The 19,836-nt window shown below is 69.2% G+C and carries 12 protein-coding genes and 1 pseudogene; 1 reads left to right on the forward strand and 12 read right to left on the reverse strand.

The window, feature by feature from the left end:
• Positions 1–19: 19 nt before the first annotated feature.
• The 12 genes and pseudogenes from IEX13_RS06290 to dapB all read right to left on the reverse strand — a co-directional run.
• Positions 20–1,075, reverse strand: a pseudogene (locus IEX13_RS06290) (HD domain-containing phosphohydrolase); the annotation flags it as partial.
• Positions 1,076–1,214: 139 nt separating this feature from the next.
• Positions 1,215–2,732 carry a lysine--tRNA ligase gene (gene lysS / locus IEX13_RS06295; protein WP_188662292.1) on the reverse strand — a complete coding sequence of 506 codons (1,518 nt, stop codon included), beginning with the start codon at positions 2,730–2,732 and terminating at the stop codon, positions 1,215–1,217.
• 12 nt (positions 2,733–2,744) lie between these two features.
• Positions 2,745–3,867, reverse strand: a protein-coding gene (gene prfB / locus IEX13_RS06300; RefSeq protein ID WP_188662294.1) for a peptide chain release factor 2 whose coding sequence is annotated in 2 segments (ribosomal slippage) — positions 2,745–3,794 and positions 3,796–3,867 — 1,122 coding nt in all. Because the reading frame shifts where the segments join, the coding sequence is not laid out codon by codon here.
• Between the two features lie 109 nt (positions 3,868–3,976).
• Entirely contained in the window at positions 3,977–6,856 is a 2,880-nt protein-coding gene (locus IEX13_RS06305) for a VIT domain-containing protein (RefSeq protein WP_188662296.1), read from the reverse strand.
• A gap of 85 nt (positions 6,857–6,941) precedes the next feature.
• Positions 6,942–8,669, reverse strand: a complete 1,728-nt coding sequence (gene recJ / locus IEX13_RS06310; RefSeq protein WP_188662298.1) for a single-stranded-DNA-specific exonuclease RecJ — start codon at positions 8,667–8,669, stop codon at positions 6,942–6,944.
• Complete coding sequence (locus tag IEX13_RS06315; RefSeq protein WP_188662300.1) at positions 8,666–9,571, reverse strand: phosphoglycerate mutase; 906 nt, start codon at positions 9,569–9,571, stop codon at positions 8,666–8,668. Before IEX13_RS06315 ends, recJ begins: the two co-directional genes overlap by 4 nt.
• 10 nt (positions 9,572–9,581) lie before the next feature.
• Complete coding sequence (gene greA / locus IEX13_RS06320) at positions 9,582–10,058, reverse strand: transcription elongation factor GreA (protein WP_188662302.1); 477 nt, start codon at positions 10,056–10,058, stop codon at positions 9,582–9,584.
• Positions 10,055–13,297, reverse strand: a complete 3,243-nt coding sequence (gene carB, locus IEX13_RS06325) for a carbamoyl-phosphate synthase large subunit (RefSeq protein ID WP_188662304.1) — start codon at positions 13,295–13,297, stop codon at positions 10,055–10,057. The genes greA and carB overlap by 4 nt, the downstream gene beginning before the upstream one ends.
• 7 nt (positions 13,298–13,304) lie before the next feature.
• Positions 13,305–13,946: a hypothetical protein gene (locus IEX13_RS06330; RefSeq protein ID WP_188662305.1), complete on the reverse strand. Its 642-nt coding sequence runs from the start codon at positions 13,944–13,946 to the stop codon at positions 13,305–13,307.
• Between the two features lie 16 nt (positions 13,947–13,962).
• Complete coding sequence (locus IEX13_RS06335; RefSeq protein WP_188662306.1) at positions 13,963–15,870, reverse strand: S9 family peptidase; 1,908 nt, start codon at positions 15,868–15,870, stop codon at positions 13,963–13,965.
• A gap of 21 nt (positions 15,871–15,891) precedes the next feature.
• Positions 15,892–17,016, reverse strand: coding sequence for a glutamine-hydrolyzing carbamoyl-phosphate synthase small subunit (gene carA, locus IEX13_RS06340; protein ID WP_188662307.1), 1,125 nt, complete (start codon positions 17,014–17,016; stop codon positions 15,892–15,894).
• 148 nt (positions 17,017–17,164) lie between these two features.
• Positions 17,165–17,905 (reverse strand): 4-hydroxy-tetrahydrodipicolinate reductase, encoded by a 741-nt coding sequence (gene dapB, locus IEX13_RS06345; protein WP_188662308.1) that lies wholly within the window; start codon positions 17,903–17,905, stop codon positions 17,165–17,167.
• 54 nt (positions 17,906–17,959) lie between these two features.
• Between dapB and IEX13_RS06350 the strand changes: the two genes are divergently transcribed.
• The gene (locus tag IEX13_RS06350) at positions 17,960–19,822 is read left to right on the forward strand and encodes an adenylate/guanylate cyclase domain-containing protein (RefSeq protein WP_188662309.1); all 1,863 of its coding nucleotides are present in this window, start codon (positions 17,960–17,962) and stop codon (positions 19,820–19,822) included.
• Positions 19,823–19,836 lie beyond the last annotated feature (14 nt).

Genomic DNA, 19,836 nt, shown 5'->3' on the forward strand with positions numbered 1-19,836 from the left:
GCGCCTGCGGCCGGTCTGGTCAGCCGGCCGGCTGCGGTGCCAGCAGCGCGTGGATTTCCTGCACGCGCTCGCGTCGCGCCGTCAAGGCATCGACGACGGCCGGATCGAACAGGACGCCCGCGTGGCTGTGGACGAAGTCCAGGGCGTCCTGGAAGGAATGCGCCGGGCGCCAGGGGCGGTCGGAGCTCATGGCGTCGAGCACGTCCGCGGCCGCGACGATGCGGGCGGCCAGCGGGATGTCTTCGCCCGCCAGGCCGGACGGGTAGCCGCTGCCGTCCCAGCGTTCCTGGTGGCCCAGCGCGATGGTGGCGCCGGTCTGGACGAACTTGCTGGAACTGTCGCTGAGCAGGTCGAAGCCAAGCTGCGGGTGCCGGCGCACTTCGGCGAACTCGGCCTCGTCCAGCGGCCCCGGCTTGCGCAGGATGGCGTCGGAGATGCCCAGCTTGCCGATGTCGTGCAGCGGCGCCGCCAGTTCGATCATGCGCACTTCGTCTTCCGAAAGGCCCATCGCTTCGGCGATGACGCCGGCATAGCGCGCCATGCGTTCGAAACTGGCGACCGACGTGGCGTCGCGGAAGGCCGTGGCCTTGGCCAGGCGATGCAGGATTTCGCGCTCGCGTTCGTCGAGTTCGTGCATGCGTGCCAGCAGCTGGCGCTCGAGCTCGTGCGCGCGCGATTTGAGGTTCTGCTGCTGCTGGCGCAACGCCAGCAGGTTGCGGCAGCGCGAGCGCAATTCGCGCGGACGCACCGGCTTGACCAGGAAATCGATGACGCCGGCCTCGAGCGCAGCGTTGCGGATCGGCTCGTCGCCAACCACGGTGATGAGGATGATGGGCACGTCGCGGTGCGACAGCGGGCGGCGGAAGCGGCGCGCGAACTCCAGGCCGTCGAGCTTGGGCATGCGGTAGTCGAGCAGCAGCAGGTCGGGCGAACTGCGCTGCGACCACAGCAGGGCCTCCACCGGGTCACCGAAGTCGGTGACCTTCACTTCCGGGCTGATGTCCTCCAGCAGGTGGCGGAACATCGTCCGCTGCGAAGGCTGGTCATCGACGATCAGTACGTTCACGTGAAGCTCCCGGGTGCGGACACCGTGATTGCCGCGGATCGCGGCTCAGCCCCAGCTTACTCCTGAGTTTTCAACGCCGGCAAGGACTTGCTGGACATTCTTGCTACCCGATTACCGGTCAGGGGCGGGGAAAATCCCCTGCCGATGCTCAGGATTCAGGCCGCATGTAGGGGAACAGCAGCACATCGCGGATGGACGCCGAGTCCGTGACCAGCATGACCAGGCGGTCGATGCCGATGCCCAGGCCGCCGGTCGGCGCCATGCCGTACTCCAGGGCACGGATGTAGTCGGCGTCGAAATGCATGGCTTCGTCGTCGCCCCCTTCCTTGGCCTCGACCTGGGCCAGGAAGCGCGCCTTCTGGTCCTCGGGGTCGTTGAGTTCGGAAAAGCCGTTGGCGATTTCGCGGCCGCCGATGAACAGCTCGAAGCGGTCGGTCAGGCCCGGGTCGCAGTCGGAGGCGCGCGCCAGCGGGCTCACTTCGACCGGATGGTCGGTGATGAAGGTCGGCTGCACCAGGGTGTGTTCGACGGTCTTCTCGAAGATCTCCAGCAGCAGCTTGCCCCAACCGTAGCCGTCCTTGACCTTCACGCCCAGGCGGGCGCAGTGCGCGCGCATGGCGGCGAGGTCGCGCAGTTCTTCGCGGTGGATCTCGGGGTTGTGCTCGAGCACGGCGTCGGTCATGGACCAGCGCCGGAACGGCGGGCCCAGGTCGATGGCCATGCCCTCCCATTCCAGGTGGGTGGTGTCGCGCACGCGCAGGGCCACTTCGCGGATCAGTTCCTCGGTGAGGTCCATCACCTCGTGGTAGGTGGCGTAGGCCTCGTAGAGCTCGAGCATGGTGAACTCGGGGTTGTGCCGGGTGGACACGCCCTCGTTGCGGAAGTTGCGGTTGATCTCGTACACCCGCTCCATGCCGCCGACCACCAGGCGCTTGAGGTACAGCTCGGGCGCCACGCGCAGGTACAGATCCAGGCCCAGCGCGTTGTGGTGGGTGGCGAAGGGCTTGGCCGTGGCGCCGCCGGGGATGTAATGCATCATCGGCGTTTCCACTTCCAGGAAGCGCCGGCCGTCGAGCCAGGCGCGCATCGCCGAGACGATGCGCGAGCGCTGCACGAACACCTCGCGCGCCTCCGGGTTCATGATCAGGTCGACGTAGCGCATGCGGTAGCGCTGCTCGACGTCGGCCAGGCCGTGGAACTTGTCCGGCAGCGGCCGCAGCGACTTGGTCATCAACCGCAGCGCCGTCGCCTTGACCGACAGTTCGCCGGTGCGGGTGCGGGTAAGGCCGCCCTGCACCGCCACGATGTCGCCCACGTCCCAGCCCTTGAAGGCCTCGTAGGCCTCGCCCAGGTCGGCGCCCTGCAGGTACAGCTGGATGCGGCCGGACATGTCCTGGACCTGGGCAAAGCTGGCCTTGCCCATCACGCGCTTGGCCATCAGCCGGCCGGCGACCGAGACCTTGCGGTCCAGCGCCTCCAGGGATTCGGCGGTCCAGGCGTCCTTGTCGGCGTATTCGGCCTGCAGGTCGCCGGCGTAGTCGGCGCGCACGAAGTCGTTCGGGAAGGCGACGCCGGCGTCGCGCAGCGCGGCGAGTTTGCCGCGCCGTTCGGCGATCAGGGCGTTTTCGTCGGCGGCGGGCGCGGGCTGGCTGGGCTTGTCGGTCATGGTCTTGGTTTCTCAGGCGTCGGAGCGCTTGGCGCCGACTTCCAGGCCGGCCTTGAGGCTGGCTTCGATGAATTCATCCAGGTCGCCGTCGAGCACCTTCTGGGTGTCGGAGCGTTCGATGCCGGTGCGCAGGTCCTTGATGCGGCTCTGGTCGAGCACGTAGTTTCGGATCTGGCTGCCCCAGCCGATGTCGGACTTGGTGGCTTCCACCGCGTCCTTTTCGGCGTTGCGCTTCTGGATTTCGAGCTCGTAGAGCTTGGCGGCCAGCATCTTCATCGCGGTGTCGCGGTTGGCGTGCTGGCTGCGGCCGGTCTGGCAGGCCACCACGATGCCGGTGGGCTCGTGGGTGATGCGCACCGCCGATTCGGTCTTGTTGACGTGCTGGCCACCGGCGCCGGACGAACGATAGACGTCGGTGCGCAGGTCGGCGGGATTGATGGTGATGTCGATGTTGTCGTCGACTTCCGGCGACACGAACACCGAGGTGAAGCTGGTGTGCCGGCGGTTGTCGGAATCGAACGGCGACTTGCGCACCAGCCGGTGCACGCCGGTTTCGAGCTTGAGCCAGCCATAGGCGTATTCGCCCTCGACCCGGAACGTGGCCGACTTGATGCCGGCGACGTCGCCGCCGCTGACTTCCATCAGTTCGGTCTTCCAGCCGCGCGATTCGCACCAGCGCAGGTACATGCGCAGCAGCATCTCGGCCCAGTCCTGGGCCTCGGTGCCGCCGGCGCCGGCCTGGATGTCGACGAAGGCGTTGGCCGAATCCATCTTGCCGGAGAACATGCGCCGGAATTCGAGCTGCTCGACCTCGCGGGCGGTTTTTTCGACGTCCTCGACGACTGAATCGACGGTGTCGGCGTCGTCCTCCATCTCGGCAAGGTCGACCAGCTCGGCGCCGCCTTCCAGGCTGGCGGTCAGCGTGCGGATGCCGTCGACGACCTTTTCCAGGGAGGCGCGTTCACGGCCCAGGGCCTGGGCGCGTTCGGGATCGTTCCAGACGTCGGGGCTTTCCAGCTCCCGGTTTACTTCTTCGAGACGTTCGACCTTGAGGTCGAAGTCAAAGATACCCCCTGAGCGAATCAAGCCGGCCAATGAGGTCGGCGATGCGCTGGCGGATGGGATTGAGTTCCATGGTGTTCCGCGGTGGTGTTGGATCGGCCGCGAATGATAACAGACCGCCTGCCCCGCCCAGCCCCCGGGGCGGCCCGGCGCGAGGCCGTGCCGCCCGCGCCCCTGCCGCCTCAGCGCACCTCGAATTCGCCGACCAGGAGGTTGTCCTCGTCCGGGGCCAGGCGCACGGTGAGGCGCTGGTCGCGCTGACGCGAGGTGCCGAAGTCCGCGCTCAGCCACACCTGCACCGTCACGGCCCCGCTGACCAGGGCCTGCGAGTCCCCGAAATAGTCCACTTCGACCCGGTATTTGCCGGGCGCGGCGCGGCGGATCGAGTACTCCTCGGGGCCGTAGCCGCCGGTGAAGTCCTCGGATATGCGACCACCCGCCGCGGTGCGCGTATTGCTGTAGCCGCAGCGTTCGCCGTCGGGCTGGGTCACCCACAGGTCCATGTCGGTGTTGTCGGCGTCCCAGCTGAGCACGGCGCGCAGCGCCAGCGGCAGGTTGTGGCGAAGGCGCGGGTCGAGTTGGCCGAGGTCGATCCTTCCCTGCTCGCGTCGGGCGATGGCATTGAGCTCGGCCAGGGCGATCAGGGCGATGCCCCCGAAGCGACCATCCCAGGGGCGTTCGACCACGACCCGCAGCGCGTCCACCGCCTCCTGCGCACGTCCCACGGCGTCCAGGGCCAGGCCCAGGTCGCGGTAGCTCTGCGGTTCTTCACCGGCAATCTCGAGCACGCGCCGGAACACCGGCACCGCCTGCTCCGCCGCGTTCGCCTGCATCAGGCGGTAACCGAGCACGCGCAGCAGGGCGCGGTTCTCCAGCTGCATCTCGGCCAGGTTCGACAGCACCCGCAGGGCCAGGCCCCGCTGGCCGCGCTCGAGCAGGATGTCGGCCACGTCCAGGAAGAAGGCGCTGCTGCCGGCGTTCGCCGGGCGCTCGTCCAGGTAAAGCGCGTAAACCTGGTCGGCCGGGGCGGCGCGCAGGCGTCGCGCCACGTCCGAGTCCGGCGCCCAGGGCTGCAATACGATAACCGCGCCCGAGCCTTCGCCGTCGGCCACGTCCTCCATGTTCAACAGCGAGCCCGTGACTTCAATCGTCTCCAGCACGTCGGAGTCATCACCACCGACGAAGGCGCTGGACGGCATTGTCGGCTCAAGGGGCGCCGGGACAGGCACTTCACCGGCAATCCGCGGCGCAGCGGGTTCGGGCAAGGAGCGGTTCCGCCTGGCGCGCGCGCTCGAGCCGGCGCTGAAATCGGTGCGCCACCAGGCCTGCTTTTCTTCGAAGGCCGCGACCAGTTCCTCCAGATGCACGCGCGCCGCGTCCCGCTCCTCTGCGGCCAGGTCGCGCCGGCGGGCAAGGAAGGCTTCGTGCAATGCTTGCGGCGGCGGGATGTCGTAGAGCACGTAATCGTCCAGGGTCTCGAGCACGATCAGCGAGGTTTCCGGCGTGGCCAGGCCAAACTCCTGGCCGAGCTGGCGGATATGGGTGCGATTGCGTTCCGGCTCGGCCTGAAGCTCGCGCAGCCGGTAGCCGGCCCAGGCCTGGGCCAGGAACCGCCCGGGACGCGCCCTGGCTTCGCCCAGCGGCAGTCGCAGTTCGCGAACGCGGCCGCCCTCTTCCAGCCCCAGCACGAGTTCACCGCCGCCGGCGACCAGTTGCCCGGCCAGGCTGATCACGCCGCCACGGGGAAACACAGATGCCGCGACCACGTCCCGGGCGCCGGTGGCGTCGATGCTGCGCAGGCGCGGACCGTCACGCAGCAGTTCGGCTTCGGCCCGGGCCAGGTCAGCCGGCGCCGCCAGTTCCACCAGGCGGCCACCGCGGGCTTCCGCCAGTGCACGAAGGCGCACCGAATCGGCGCGGGCCCCGGCCGTGCTGATCGCATACAGGCGCTGGCCGGCGGCCAGCGTCGGTACGGCGGTGTCGCCGTAGTTGGCCAGGCCGTCGCCGACCAACAGGTACTCCTGCACGTTCGCCTGCACCGTCCACGCCCCCAGGGCGGTGGCGCCGTCGGCGACTTCGGCGCGCAGGGCGGCCTTGAGTGCCGACCAGTCGCCGCCGCGGACCCGGAAACGCCGAACCGGTCCGGCCCGGTCGCGCAAGACCTGCAGGCCCACGTCGGCATCACCAACCGCGGCGAAATAGCGGTCGAGCAGGGCGAACTCCAGCGCCTGGTCGCGTTCGCCCGCCGATCCCGAGGCGTCCCAGAGCAGGCCGACGTGGTCCGGCAGCGGGCGCGGCGCGGCCACGCCCGGCAGCGGCACCTCGACATGGAACCAGCGTTGGCCCTGGTGCTCCTGCACCTGCACCTGCGGCCCCCCGGCCAGCGGCCAGCGCAGCACCAGGCCACCGGCGGCCTTGAGTTGGCGTGGGCCGAGCAGCGCGGACTGGCCCGCGGAAGTTTCATCGAACGCCAGCGCGCCCATCTCGCCTCCGGCCTTCGCCGGTTCGCCCTGCACCCGCAGCGGCACCGCGGCCAGGCCGGCGGCGAAGTCCAGCGGCAGCGACAGGCGGCGTTCGCCCGCCACGCGCGCCAGGGTCTCGACCAGCTGCAGGCGTACGCGGCGCTCGCCGCCGGCCGGCACCGGGAACACGCGCAGGCGGAAATAGTTGCCCTCGGTGCGCTCGAGCAGGGCCGGATCCACATCGCGGCGTTCGATCGCCTCGAAAACCTCGCGCCCGCGCTGCTTGGGCACGGGCACGGCGTCATGCATCCGGCCGTCGATGTCGAGCGCGAAGCCCGACACTTCCTGGCCGGGCTGCAGCGGGAAAGCCAGCTGGCCCTCCAGCGCTCGGTTGCCCGGGTTGCGCAGCACCAGTTCGATGGTGGTCTGTGCCTGGCCACCGGCGACGTCCACGTCAATGCGGGCGGCATGCAACTGCACAGGTCGTTCGGCGCCCGGTGACACCAGCAGCGGCGGCAGTGGCCGATCGATGGGTGCCTGCGCGGCGGCGGGCGCGGCCAGCAGGAGCAGGCAGGACAAGGCAAATGCGGAATGGCGCATGGGATCCCCGGGCGTCTGGGCGCGGCCGGCGGCCACGCTGTCCTAGGTTAACGGCCCGCAGGCAGGAACGGGGCTACCGCTCCGCTCAGGCGGGCTGCCAGTGCCGCACCAGCAGCTGCACGCCCTGCCGGCCATTCCAGTCATCAAGCTCGAGCTGGTAGGCGACATGGATGCGTGGCGGCAGCGGTTCGCCGGTGCCACCGCCGAAGTGGATGGCCGACAGCGGGACGCCGCCGCGCTCGCACAGCAGGCTGAGCTTGAGGTGGCGCCCACCCGAAAGCAGCCTGGACTGCAGCACCTTGAACACGCCGTCGAACACCGGTTCGGGAAAGCCCTGGCCCCAGGGACCGGCGAGGCGCAGCTGTTCGGCCAGCGGGCGCGCGAGCTCCTGCACGCCGAGTTCGCCGTCGCTGAGCAATTCGGACCTGAGCTGTTCCGTTGTCAGCAAGCTGGCCACGCGGGCTTCAAGCGCGGCGCGGAAGGCGTCGAGCTTCGCCGCGTCCAAACTCAGTCCCGCGGCCATGGCGTGGCCACCGAATCGTTCGATCAGATCCGGGTGGCAGGCGTCTACCGCCGCCAGCACGTCGCGGATGTGCAGGCCGGGAATCGAACGGGCCGACCCCTTGAGTTGCGGGCTGCCCGGCTCGGCGGGCGCGAAGGCGAAGACGGGGCGATGCAGACGGTCCTTGAGGCGCGAAGCCACCAGCCCGACGACGCCAGGGTGCCAGTCCGGTTCGTGCAGGCACAGCACCGGCGGCAGCTCGCCCTCGCCCAGCGGCAGGTTCGCCACCAGGGCTTCGGCGGTGTCGACCATTTGCTGCTGCAGGTCCCTGCGCTCGGCATTGATGCCCTCGAGCACGCCGGCCAGCTCGCGGGCCCGGTGCGGGTCGTCGCAAAGCAGGCATTCGATGCCCAGCGCCATGTCCTCGAGCCGGCCGGCGGCGTTGAGCCGCGGCCCGATCGCGAAACCGATGTCGGCGGCGGTCAGCGAGGACTCGTCGCGTTTCGCCAGTTCGATCAGCGCGCGCAGCCCGGGCTGGCCCTGGCCGTTGCGCAGCCGCCTGAGGCCGGCCGACACCAGCAGCCGGTTGTTGTAGTCCAGCGGCACCAGGTCGGCCACCGTACCCACCGCGACCAGGTCGAGCAGCACCGAGAGATCGGGCTCGGGCCCGGTGAACGCGCCCGCGTCGCGCAGATGGCGGCGCAGGGCCAGCAATAGATAGAACACGACGCCGACGCCGGCCAGGGCCTTGCTGGGAAAGCCGTCGTCGCCGAGGTTGGGGTCCACGATCACGTCGGCGTCGGGCAGGGTTTCGCCCGGCAGGTGGTGGTCGGTGACCAGCACGCGCCAGCCGCGCGCCTTGGCGGCGGCGACGCCGGCATGGCAGGCGATGCCGCTGTCCACGGTCAGCAGCAGGTCGGGCGCCATCGGCACCAGGTCGTCCACCAGGGCCGGGCTGAGGCCATAACCATGGCGGGCCCGGTGTGGCACCTGGTAGGACACGCGCCGGGCGCCGAGCAGGCGCAGGCCGCGCACGGCCACGGCGGTGCCGGTGGCGCCGTCGCAGTCGAAGTCACCCACGACCACCACGTGGGCGTCGCTGGCTATCGCGTCGGCCAGCATCGCCGCCGCCTGGTCCACCTGGCCCAGGGCGTCGGGCGGCAGCAGGCGCGCCAGCCGCAGCTCGCCGTCGGCCGGCGTGAGTACGCCGCGGGCGGCGTAGATGCGCTGCAGCACCGCCGGCACCGAGTCGGGCCAGGGGCCGAATGCGGGAACGGCGCGCCGGACGATACGCGTGGCCGGTGGCCTCATGCCAGCTTGGCCAGCGCCGGGCGCAGCAGGCGCCAGCGCTGGCCCGGACGCAGCCACCAGGCCGCGCCGTCGGCGAAATCCAGCACCAGGCCGGCGGTATCCAGGCTGGCCAGGCGTTCATGCACGACCGTTTCCACCGTGGCCCAGTCGCGGGTCTCGCGCAGGTCCAGCAGTTCGCCCTCGGCGCCCGGTGGCCCGGCGGCGGCCAGCGCCGCCAGCGAGGCCAGTTGCGCTTCCTCCGAACGCACCGTGCGCAGGCGGCCCTGCACCTGGTCGGGCAACCGCCCGGCGCCCCAGAAACACAGACTGTTGGCCGGCACCCGGCCACTGGCCACGCGCGCAGCGTTGACCGGATGGTTGTGCAGGATGACCTGGGCTTCGTTGAGCAGGGCGCGCCAGCGGCGGCCTTCCGGACCGTCGGGCAGGTGCAGGAACAGGTCGTCGCCCAGCACCGTCTCGGGCTCGGCGAATGCGGGCAAACGCGCTTCCACCGGCAGCGCCAGGTACCAGCGCGCCGGGTGCGGTGCCGAGATCGGGAAGCCGGTGTCGCCGAACAGCGGCCGCAGGGCGTCGGAAAGGGCCTTGGCTTCTTCGACCGTCAGGCCCAGTTCGCCGACCGCCAGCACGCGCGCGCCGGTCATGTCCGGGCGAACGTAGGCTGGGTCGGCGCGCAGCCAGCAGTGCAGCACGGCATCGCCGGCGTCACGCTGGCGGGTGATGGCGGCCATCGGCCAGCCGCGCGGCAGCAGCTCGAACCAGCGCTGCAGCTGGGCACGTTCGCCGGCTTCGCCGTCGGGCAGGCGGTCGGCGCGGCCCAGGGCCCGGGCCACCGGCTTCGACAGCGGTTGGCCGGCGAAGCGCCGGCGTTCGGGCAGCAGCAGGGCCTGGCGCGGGGCGCTCATCCTGGGCGGCTCAGGCCTCGTAGCGAACGGCGACGATGTCGTAGTCGCGGGTGCCGGCGGGCGCCTGGATGGTGACGGTGTCGCCTTCGTGCTTGCCGATCAGCGCGCGCGCCAGCGGCGACGACACCGACACCAGGCCCTTCTTGATGTCGGCCTCCAGGTCACCGACGATCTGGTAGGTCACTTCGTCGCCGCTGTCGCAGTCGGCCAGTTCGACCGTGGCGCCGAACACCACGCGGCTGCCGGCGTTGAGCGTGGACACGTCGATCAACTGGGCGTGCGACAGGGTGTATTCGAGTTCCTGGATACGGCCTTCGATGAAACCCTGCTGTTCGCGGGCGGCGTGGTATTCGGCGTTTTCCTTCAGGTCGCCGTGGGCACGCGCTTCGGCGATCGCACTGATGACCGCCGGGCGCTTGACCGACTTGAGGTGCTCGAGCTCCTCGCGCAGGCGCGCAGCGCCCTGGGTCGTCAGGGGGGCTCTCATCCGTGAAGCTCCTTGTGCAGTTCCTGCAGCGACCAGACCCGGGGATTGTCACGGGTGTCGGTGCTGCGGATCAGGGCGCGGGCGCCCGGAATGGTGGTGGAATAGGTGACGCGGTGCTGCAGCGCCTCGCGCCGGATCGAGAACGAGTCGGAGATGGCCTGCTTGCCCTCGGTCGTATTGACGATGTAGCTGATCTCGCCGTTCTTGATCAGGTCGACGATGTGCGGCCGGCCCTCGATCACCTTGTTGACGCGGTCGCAGGCGATGTCCTGCTCGCGCAGGAACCGCGCGGTGCCATCGGTGGCCACCAGCGTGTAACCGCGTTCGACCAGTTCGCGGGCGACCGGCAGCAGGCGCTGTTTGTCCGGGTCGCGCACCGACAGGAAGGCCTTGCCCGGCCGCGGGGCGCGGATGTTGGCGGCTTCCTCGGCGCGGCCGAAGGCTTCGGCGAAGGTGCGGCCCACGCCCATCACTTCGCCGGTCGAACGCATTTCCGGGCCCAGGATCGGGTCGACGTTCTGGAACTTGGCGAAGGGGAAGATGGCTTCCTTCACCGAGTAATAATCGGGCACGACCTCGCGGGTGGCGCCCTGCTCGGCCAGGGACTTGCCGGCCATGCAGCGCGCGGCGATCTTGGCCAGCGGCACGCCGATGGCCTTGGACACGAAGGGCACCGTGCGCGAGGCGCGCGGGTTCACTTCCAGCAGGTAGATGGTGTCCTTGCCGTCCTCGTCGAAGGTGATAGCGAACTGGGTGTTCATCAGGCCCACGACCTTGAGCGCCCGGGCCAGCTGGCCCACCTGCACGCGCAGCTTGTCCTGCACTTCGGCCGACAGCGAATACGGCGGCAGCGAGCAGGACGAATCGCCCGAGTGCACGCCGGCCTCTTCGATGTGTTCCATGATGCCGCCGACCAGCACGTTGCCTTCGGCGTCGGCGATGATGTCCACGTCCACTTCAACCGCGTTGTCGAGGAAGCGGTCGAGCAGCACCGGCGAATCATTGGAAACCTGCACCGCCTCGCGGATGTAGCGCGACAGGTCGGCGTCGGTATAGACGATTTCCATGGCGCGGCCACCGAGCACGTAGCTGGGGCGCACCACCAGCGGGTAGCCGACCTGGTTGGCCAGGGCGACGGCTTCGTCGGGGTTGCGGGCCAGGCGGTTGGGCGGCTGCAGCAGGCCCAGGTCGTCGACCAGCTTCTGGAACCGTTCGCGGTCTTCGGCCAGGTCGATGCTGTCCGGACTGGTGCCGATGATCGGCACGCCGGCGGCTTCCAGCGCGCGCGAAAGCTTGAGCGGGGTCTGGCCGCCGTACTGCACGATCACGCCCACGGGCTTTTCGACCTCGACGATCTCCAGCACGTCCTCGAGCGTCAGCGGCTCGAAGTACAGGCGGTCGGAGGTGTCGTAGTCGGTCGACACCGTTTCCGGGTTGCAGTTGACCATGATGGTTTCATAACCATCCTCGCGCAGGGCGAGCGCGGCGTGCACGCAGCAGTAGTCGAACTCGATGCCCTGGCCGATACGGTTGGGGCCGCCGCCGAGCACCATGATCTTCTGGCGGTCGGTGGGCTCCGCCTCGCATTCATCCTCGTAGGTCGAATACAGGTAGGCGGTCTGGGTGGCGAACTCGGCGGCGCAGCTGTCGACGCGCTTGTAGACCGGGCGGACCCCGAAGGCGCGGCGCAGGGCGCGCACCGCCGGTTCGCCGGTGCCGGTGAGCTGGGCAAGGCGGGCGTCCGAAAAGCCCAGGCGTTTCAGGCGACGCAGCGAAGCCGCATCCAGGCCGGCCAAGCCGGCGTCGGCGACGTCCTTCTCGGCGGCGACGATTTCCTCGATCTGGTCGAGGAACCACGGGTCGATGAAGCTCAGCTTGAACACGTCGTCGACCGACAGGCCGGCGCGGAAGGCTTCGGCCACCTGGAACAGGCGGTCGGGACCCGGCTCCTTCAGCTCGCGGCGGATCTTGACCAGGCCTTCTTCGCCCCGGCCGGCGTCCCCGGTGGGGTCGAAGCCGACCTTGCCGGTTTCCAGCCCGCGAAGGGCTTTTTGCATCGACTCCTGGAAGCAGCGGCCTATCGCCATCACCTCGCCCACCGACTTCATCTGGGTGGTCAGGCGCGAATCGGCGGCCGGGAACTTCTCGAAGGCGAAGCGGGGAATCTTGGTGACCACGTAGTCGATCGCCGGCTCGAACGAGGCCGGAGTGGCGCCGCCGGTGATTTCGTTGCGCAGTTCGTCCAGGGTGTAACCCACCGCCAGCTTGGCGGCGATCTTGGCGATCGGGAAACCCGTGGCCTTCGAGGCCAGGGCCGAGGACCGCGACACGCGCGGGTTCATCTCGATCACCACGACACGGCCGTTCTCGGCGTTGATGCCGAACTGCACGTTGGAACCGCCGGTGTCGACGCCGATCTTGCGCAGCACGGCGATCGAGGCATCGCGCAGGCGCTGGTATTCCTTGTCGGTCAGGGTCTGGGCCGGCGCGACGGTGATCGAGTCGCCGGTGTGCACGCCCATCGGGTCGAGGTTTTCGATGGAGCAGACGATGATGCAGTTGTCCGCGGTGTCGCGGACCACCTCCATCTCGAACTCCTTCCAGCCCAGCACCGATTCTTCGACCAGCACTTCGTGCGTGGGCGAAAGCTCCAGGCCGCGGGTGACGATCTCGACCAGCTCCTCGCGGTTGTAGGCGATGCCGCCACCGCTGCCGCCCAGCGTGAAGCTGGGGCGCACGATGGTCGGGTAGCCCACGGTCGCCTGGATGCGGATGGCTTCGTCGAGCGACTTGGCGACCTCGGCCTTCGGGCAGTCCAGCCCGATTTCGCGCATGGCCACGCGGAACAGCTCGCGGTCCTCGGCCATGCGGATCGCTTCGCGCTTGGCGCCGATCAGTTCCACGTTGTACTTGTCGAGCACGCCGGCGTCGGCCAGGTCCAGCGCACAGTTGAGCGCGGTCTGGCCGCCCATGGTCGGCAGCAGCGCGTCGGGTTTTTCCTTGGCGATGATGCGCTCGACCGTGGCCGGGTTGATCGGCTCGATGTAGACGGCGTCGGCCATGTCCGGGTCGGTCATGATCGTCGCCGGGTTCGAGTTCACCAGCACCACCCGGTAGCCCTCGTCGCGCAGCGCCTTGCAGGCCTGCGCGCCCGAGTAGTCGAACTCGCAGGCCTGGCCGATGACGATCGGGCCGGCGCCGATGATCAGGATCGTTTGGATGTCTGTGCGCTTGGGCATGGCGGACTCAGTTGAACAGCACGGATGTGGGGATATCGCAGCGACCCATCCCGCCGAGCATCAGGCTGACGGCCAGGCTGCCGCCCACCTTTTCGCCCCGCGCGTGGTTTTCTTCCGCGGACTCGCCGGGATCGAACGCGTCGCCGATGCCCACCAGGCGGCGCAGGTGCGCGTTGTCCGGATGGGTCATCAGCTCCATGAAGGCCTGCACGACCTCGGGGCGGGCAGCACCGACGATCTCGGCCTCGTCGACCTTGCGGCCGGTCATTTCCTGCTCCACGCCGGCGATGACGAACGCGCCCATCAGCTGGGCGGCCCCGGATTCCAGCAGGCGGATGGACCGGTCCATCACGTCGTCGCCGTGCCCGGCATAGGCCTGGACCTTTTCCCGCAGCACCCTGCGATAACCGGCGGTACTCAGTTCGCCGCGCAGGCAGGCCAGTTGCCCGGCGTCGAGGGCGCCGGGATTTTCCTGGACCGGCCACTGCGGGTCCTTGGCCGCGAACTGCTCGAACACCACGTGCATCGGCATCGCCTGCACCACCAGGTCGGTGAGGCGGTCGACGCGGTCTGGGCCGGTCGCACCGGCGAAGGCCGGCACGACGACCAGCAGGGTTGCCAGCAGCAGCGAGGTCAGGCGCGGGGTCATGGGTGGCTCCTGCGGGTCAGGGTGCGTCGCCGGCCTTGGCGGGCGCGGTGTGCTTGTCGAGGAAGGCTTCCATGGCCGTGTACAGCTCGACCTGGTTGTCGTAGTCGTAGAAACCGTGGCCTTCCTTGGCCTCGACGATGGTCACTTCCGGCGGGCGGCCGGCCTTCTCGAGGTTCTTCTTGAGCAGTTCGTACTGCGAGATCGGCACGCGCTCGTCCTTGGCGCCCTGGACCAGCATCACCGGGATGCGGATCTTGTCGACGTTGTAGGCCGGCGACTGCGCCTGCTGCGCCGCCAGGCCTTCGGGCATGACGCGGTTGAGGTAGTTGCGACCCTCTTCGCGCTCCGGGATGTCGCCGTCCTTGAACATCAGCGGCAGGCTGTAGACGCCGACGTAGCCGATGGTGCACCGGTACTTGGTGGGCTCGCGCACCACGGTCTGCAGCGCGGCGTAACCGCCGTAGGAAGCGCCGTAGGTGCAGATGCGGTCCTTGTCGGCGACGCCCTGCCCGATCGCCCAGTCAACGGCGTCGGTCATGTCGTCGATCATGGTGGTGCCCCAGTTGCGGTAGCCCATGCGCTCGAACGCCGTGCCGTAGCCGCCGGAACCGCGGAAGTTGACCTGCAGCACCGCGTAGCCGCGGTTGGCCAGGAACTGCACTTCCGGATTGAAGCCCCACATGTCGCGCGGGCCGTGCGGACCGCCGTGCGGGTGCAGGATCAGCGGCAGGTTGGTGCCACTGCTGCCCTGCGGGATGGTGAGGTAGCCGTGCACGCGGGTGCCGTCGCGCGCGGTGAACGAAATCGGGGTCATTTCGCTCATCTGCTCGGGCTTGATCCAGTCGCGCGAGGCCAGCAGGAACTGGGCGCGGCCGGTCTCGCGGTCGAACAGGTAGTAGGCGCCCGGGTCGACGTCGCTGTAGGCGCGGAACAGGACCTTGCGGCCGTCGCGGCTGATGCCGCCGAAGCTGACCGCCTTGTCCGGGAAGGCATTGATCAGGCCGGCGTAGGTCTTGGACTCCGGGTGGTCCTGGTTGACGAACACGTAGTTGGGCACGCCGTCCATGTAGGCCACGGCCAGCAGCTCGCGTTCGTCGCTGCTGTACAGGTAGCCGATCGAATCGACGTTGGGGTTGGAGGCCACCGGGGTTTCTTCGCGGCTTTCCGGATCGCGCAGCACCAGCCTGGCGGGTTCGCCGTCCTCGCTGACCTGGAAGAACACGCGCTTGTTCTCGCTGTCGAAGGTCACCGGGTTGCGCACGGCGCCGCCCATCTCCGAGGAGTGGATGGTGGTCCAGCGGTCGCCGTCACGGCGCATGGTCACCGTCTCGAGGTCTTCTTCCTGGCCGACGACGTAGCGGACCTTGCGGTCGTGGTCGAGGATGAAGCTGCCGAAGCGCACCGGCGCCGTGGCGACCGTGGTGACGCGGCCGTTGTAGACGTCGTACTTGGACAGGAAAGCCGAGTCGACCGAGCGCTGCACCAGGATCGTGCGCGGATCGTCCCAGTTCTTGTCGACGATGCCGTAGAAGCCCAGGTTGGGCATGTCGGCGCGCTGGGTGCCGTCGACGTTGCTGGCGTAGACGTCAGGGGTGCCGACGCGGAAATCGAAGCGGCCCAGCTTTTCGCTGACGTACATCAGGAAGCGTTCGTCATTGACCCAGCTGACGCGGTCGATGTGCTTCTTGGAGCCGTAGTTCCACTTGCCGACCAGCTTCATGCCATCGACCTCGAAGGCCGCCAGCACGGTCTGGTCGCCCTGGGGCACCGAGACGGTGATGTACTTGCCGCTGGGCGACAACGACACGGAGGTGAACTCCGGGTCCTTGAAGAAGTCGCCGATCGGCAGCTCCACTGGCTTGGCCAGCACGGTCGCCGGCAGCGCGATCAGCGCGGCGAGCAGCAGTTTCCCGAAAATACGCATTGTTCTTTCCCCGAGTAAAGGTCAGCCCCTGGCTGACATCATGCTGGCAAATTTGTCGAACAATCCGGCCACGTCGCGTGGGCCGGGACTGGCTTCCGGGTGCCCCTGGAAGCTGAATGCCGGGGCATCGGCCAGCTCGATGCCCTGGTTGGATCCGTCGAAAAGCGAACGATGGGTGACGCGCACCCCGGCCGGCAGGCTGGCCTCGTCGATCGCGAAGCCGTGGTTCTGGCTGGTGATCATCACCCGCTGCGAATCGAGGTCGATCACCGGGTGGTTGGCGCCGTGGTGGCCGAACTTCATCTTCATCGTGCGCGCACCCGCGGCCAGGCCCAGCAGCTGGTGGCCCAGGCAGATGCCGAAGGTCGGCACCTTCGCCGCCAGCACCTCGCGGATGGCGGCGATGGCGTAGTCGCAGGGCTCCGGGTCGCCGGGGCCGTTGGACAGGAAAACGCCGTCGGGCTTTTCCGCCAGCACCTGGGCGGCCGGCGTCTGCGCCGGCACCACGGTGACCCGGCAGCCGCGGTCGGCCAGCATGCGCAGGATGTTGCGCTTGACCCCGAAATCGTAGGCAACCACGTGGAAGCGCGGTTCGACCCGCGCGAATTCATTGGCGTCGAGGTCCAGCGAACCCTCGGTCCAGCTGTAGCGTTCCCGCGTGCAAACTTCCTTCGCCAGGTCCATGCCCTTGAGGCCGGGGAACTTGCGGGCCGCCTCGATGGCGGCCTCGCGGTCGATCTCGCCGGCGACCAGGCAGCCGTTCTGGGCACCGCGGTCGCGCAGCAGGCGGGTCAGCTTGCGGGTGTCGATGCCGGCGATGGCCACCACGCCCCGGGCCGACAGCCATTCGGGCAGCGAGGCCTGGCTGCGCCAGTTGCTGGGGCGGCGCGGCACGTCGCGCACGATCAGGCCCGAGGCCCAGGGCTTTTCGGCCTCGTCGTCCTGGGCAGTGAAGCCGGTGTTGCCGATATGCGGGTAGGTCAGGGTGACCAGCTGCCGGGCATAGGAGGGATCGGTGACGATCTCCTGGTAGCCGGTCATGGCGGTGTTGAACACCACTTCGCCGGTGCGGCTGCCGGTGGCGCCTACGGAGAAGCCCTCGAATACAGTGCCGTCTTCGAGCGCGAGGATTGCGGGTTGGTTCACGGGCTATCGCCTTGGCTAAGGGGGAACCCGTTCACAGGGTGTGCGAACACCCGCGGACTGGGCAGGACCATGTCCGGACGGATGAGGGTTCAGGCGAGCCGGAAGTCTAGCGAAACTGACCCGAAAAGGAAACGAGGCGGCCGCTGGTTCAGGGTCGGCCGCCGGCCAGCAGCAGCTCGCCGAAGTCGTAGCGGCCCGGGCCCCGCCCCGACAGGCGCACGGCCGCCTCCAGGGCGCCCCGGGCGAAGATGTCGCGGTTGCTGGCGCGGTGCACCAGCTCCAGGCGCTCGCCAGCGCCGGTGAGTTGGACCAGGTGTTCGCCGACGATGTCGCCGCAGCGCAGGCTGGCGTAATGCGGCGGGCTGCCCCGGCCCTGCTCCACCGCCTGGCCCAGCGACAGCGCGGTGCCCGAGGGCGCGTCCTTCTTGTGCACGTGGTGGGATTCGACGATATCGGCGTCCCAGCCCGGCAGGGCCGCCGCCGCCTGGTGCACCAGGGCGCGCAGCACCGCCACCCCCACGCTGAAATTGGCCGACCACAGCACCGGCACCAGCTCCGAAGCCTCGTCCATGGCCGCCAGCTGGGCCTCGGACAGCCCGGTGGTGCCGCTGACAAGCCCGGCCCCCTTGGCCCGGCAGGCCGCGACCAGCGGCCCGAAGCCTTCGGGCAGGCTGAAGTCGATGGCCAGGTCGAAATCGGGCGCATCGGCCAGCTTTTCCACCGGCAGCACCGGCACGCCGGCCGGCGCCTCGGCCAGCGGCTGGCCGCTGCGCGACACGGCCGCGACAAGCTGGAGCTCGGGTCGTTCGGCGACCAGGCGCAACAGCGCCCGGCCCATGCGCCCGCTGGCGCCGTGGATGAGGATGCGGATGGGGAGCGGTTCTTCCATGGCCGGACGCTAGCGGAAAGCGCCCGGCGCTGGCAAACCGCTACACTCGCGGCCATGCCTGAACGCGCCAGCGTCCCGCCCCGGACGACCACCGCCCGCCACGTGCCGATCCGCCTTCCGCTGCTGGCGCTGGCCGTGCTTGCCCTGGTGCTGCATTTCACCGGGGCCCTGGACCGCGCCGACGACCGGCTGGGCGACTGGCTGCTGGCCCACCACGCCCAGTCCCGGGTTCCGCCCGATGACATCGTCGTGGTGGCGATCGACCAAAAGAGCCTGGACGAGCTTCAGGAAACCGCCGGAAACTGGCCCTGGCCGCGCGCGATCCACGCCGAACTGCTGGCGGGCATGGCGCCGCACGCGCCGCGTGCGGTGGCCTTCGACCTGATGTTCAACGAAGAAGACAAGCTGGGCATCGACAGCGACCTCGCCTTCCGCGAGGTCGTGGCCAGCCTGGACAACCTTTTTTTCGCCTCGCTGCGCCTGGTCGACGGCAACCAGGCCCCGTTGGCGCTGCTGCCGCCCAGCTTTGGCGCCGAAAGAACCGCCGCCGCGGACCCCGGGGCCCGCGCCACCCTGCTGGTGCCGGCGACGCTGCCGCCTGAAAGCTGGCGCGGGGGACTGATCAACTTCGAAGCCGACCGCGACGGAACCGGCCGGCACGCGCGCCTCTACCAGGACATCGCCGGCTGGCACCTGCACTCCATGGCCGCCAACCTGGCCCGGTACTCGGGCACCGCCCTGCCCGACCAGGAACGCATCCGCCTGCACTGGTTCGGCGAGCCGCCGGCGACGATTCCCTACGTGGACCTGTTCAGGGACCTGGAACAGCGCGAGCCGGCGATTGCCCCCACCCTGGCCGGCAAGATCGTGTTGATCGCGGCCACCGCGCCGGGCATGCACGAAAACCGCCCGACCCCGCTGGGCCAGCACACGCCCGGGCCGCACATCATCGCCACCGCCGTCGCCAACCTGCGCGCCGGCGACTGGCTCAGCGACTGGCCCGCACGCTGGCCCCTGCTGCTGGTCCTGGCCGGGGGCACCGCCCTGGCCTTCCACCGTCGCGCCAGCCCGCTGCAGTCGGGCCTGGGCCTGGGCCTGGCCAGCGTGGGCGCCCTGGCCGCCGCCTGGTTCGCGTTCCAGGCCAATCTTTACTTGCCGGTGGGTGCCGCACTGGCGCTGGCCTGGGTGGGTTTTGGCTTGCTCACGGTCGAATCGCAGTGGCTCGAACGCCGACAGCGCGAGGCCACGGTCGGCATCTTCGGGCGTTTCCTGGACCCCCGGGTGGTCGAAGGCCTGGTCGAAAGCGGTGAACTCGACCGCGAACGCAAGCCTGAATCACGCGAGATCACCATCCTGTTCTCCGACATCCGCGGGTTCACCACCCTGTCCGAGTCGCGCACACCGGAACAGGTGGTGGACCTGCTCAACCGGTATTTCAGCCGCCAGGTGGACGTGATCTTCCGCCACGGCGGCACCCTGGACAAATTCATGGGCGACGCGATCATGGCCTTCTGGAACGCCCCGACCCAGACCCCGGGTCACGCGGAAAAGGCGGTGGAGGCGGCGCTGGACATGACCCTGGCCCTTGACGACTTCAAACGCGAACTGGCGGCCAACAATGAAGGCCTGGGCGACTTCGACGTCGGCATCGGCCTGCATACCGGCCCGGCCGTGGTGGGTTTCCTGGGCAGCGACACGCGCATGGAATACACCGCCATCGGCGACACGGTGAACCTGGGCAGCCGCATCGAGGGCACCACCAAGGGCGTGGCCCGGGTGCTGGTGTCGGGGGCCACCAAGTCCGCCTGCGGCAACAATTCCCGTTTCAACTTCCACCATCGCGGGCAATTCAAGGTGAAAGGCCGCGAAGAGCCGGTCGAACTCTACGAACCGGTACGCAACACCGACCCATCCTGAGCAGGAGGCATGCC

It is taken from the genome of Arenimonas soli, assembly GCF_014643775.1.
GTDB lineage: Bacteria > Pseudomonadota > Gammaproteobacteria > Xanthomonadales > Xanthomonadaceae > Arenimonas > Arenimonas soli.

What these genes read in the sequence shown, in the direction of transcription:
- lysS (WP_188662292.1), bottom strand. Translation starts at nt 2,732, where the DNA reads ATGACCGACAAGCCCAGCCAGCCCGCGCCCGCCGCCGACGAAAACGCC.
- IEX13_RS06305 (WP_188662296.1), bottom strand. Translation starts at nt 6,856, where the DNA reads ATGCGCCATTCCGCATTTGCCTTGTCCTGCCTGCTCCTGCTGGCCGCG.
- recJ (WP_188662298.1), bottom strand. Translation starts at nt 8,669, where the DNA reads ATGAGGCCACCGGCCACGCGTATCGTCCGGCGCGCCGTTCCCGCATTC.
- IEX13_RS06315 (WP_188662300.1), bottom strand. Translation starts at nt 9,571, where the DNA reads ATGAGCGCCCCGCGCCAGGCCCTGCTGCTGCCCGAACGCCGGCGCTTC.
- greA (WP_188662302.1), bottom strand. Translation starts at nt 10,058, where the DNA reads ATGAGAGCCCCCCTGACGACCCAGGGCGCTGCGCGCCTGCGCGAGGAG.
- carB (WP_188662304.1), bottom strand. Translation starts at nt 13,297, where the DNA reads ATGCCCAAGCGCACAGACATCCAAACGATCCTGATCATCGGCGCCGGC.
- IEX13_RS06330 (WP_188662305.1), bottom strand. Translation starts at nt 13,946, where the DNA reads ATGACCCCGCGCCTGACCTCGCTGCTGCTGGCAACCCTGCTGGTCGTC.
- IEX13_RS06335 (WP_188662306.1), bottom strand. Translation starts at nt 15,870, where the DNA reads ATGCGTATTTTCGGGAAACTGCTGCTCGCCGCGCTGATCGCGCTGCCG.
- dapB (WP_188662308.1), bottom strand. Translation starts at nt 17,905, where the DNA reads ATGGAAGAACCGCTCCCCATCCGCATCCTCATCCACGGCGCCAGCGGG.
- IEX13_RS06350 (WP_188662309.1), top strand. Translation starts at nt 17,960, where the DNA reads ATGCCTGAACGCGCCAGCGTCCCGCCCCGGACGACCACCGCCCGCCAC.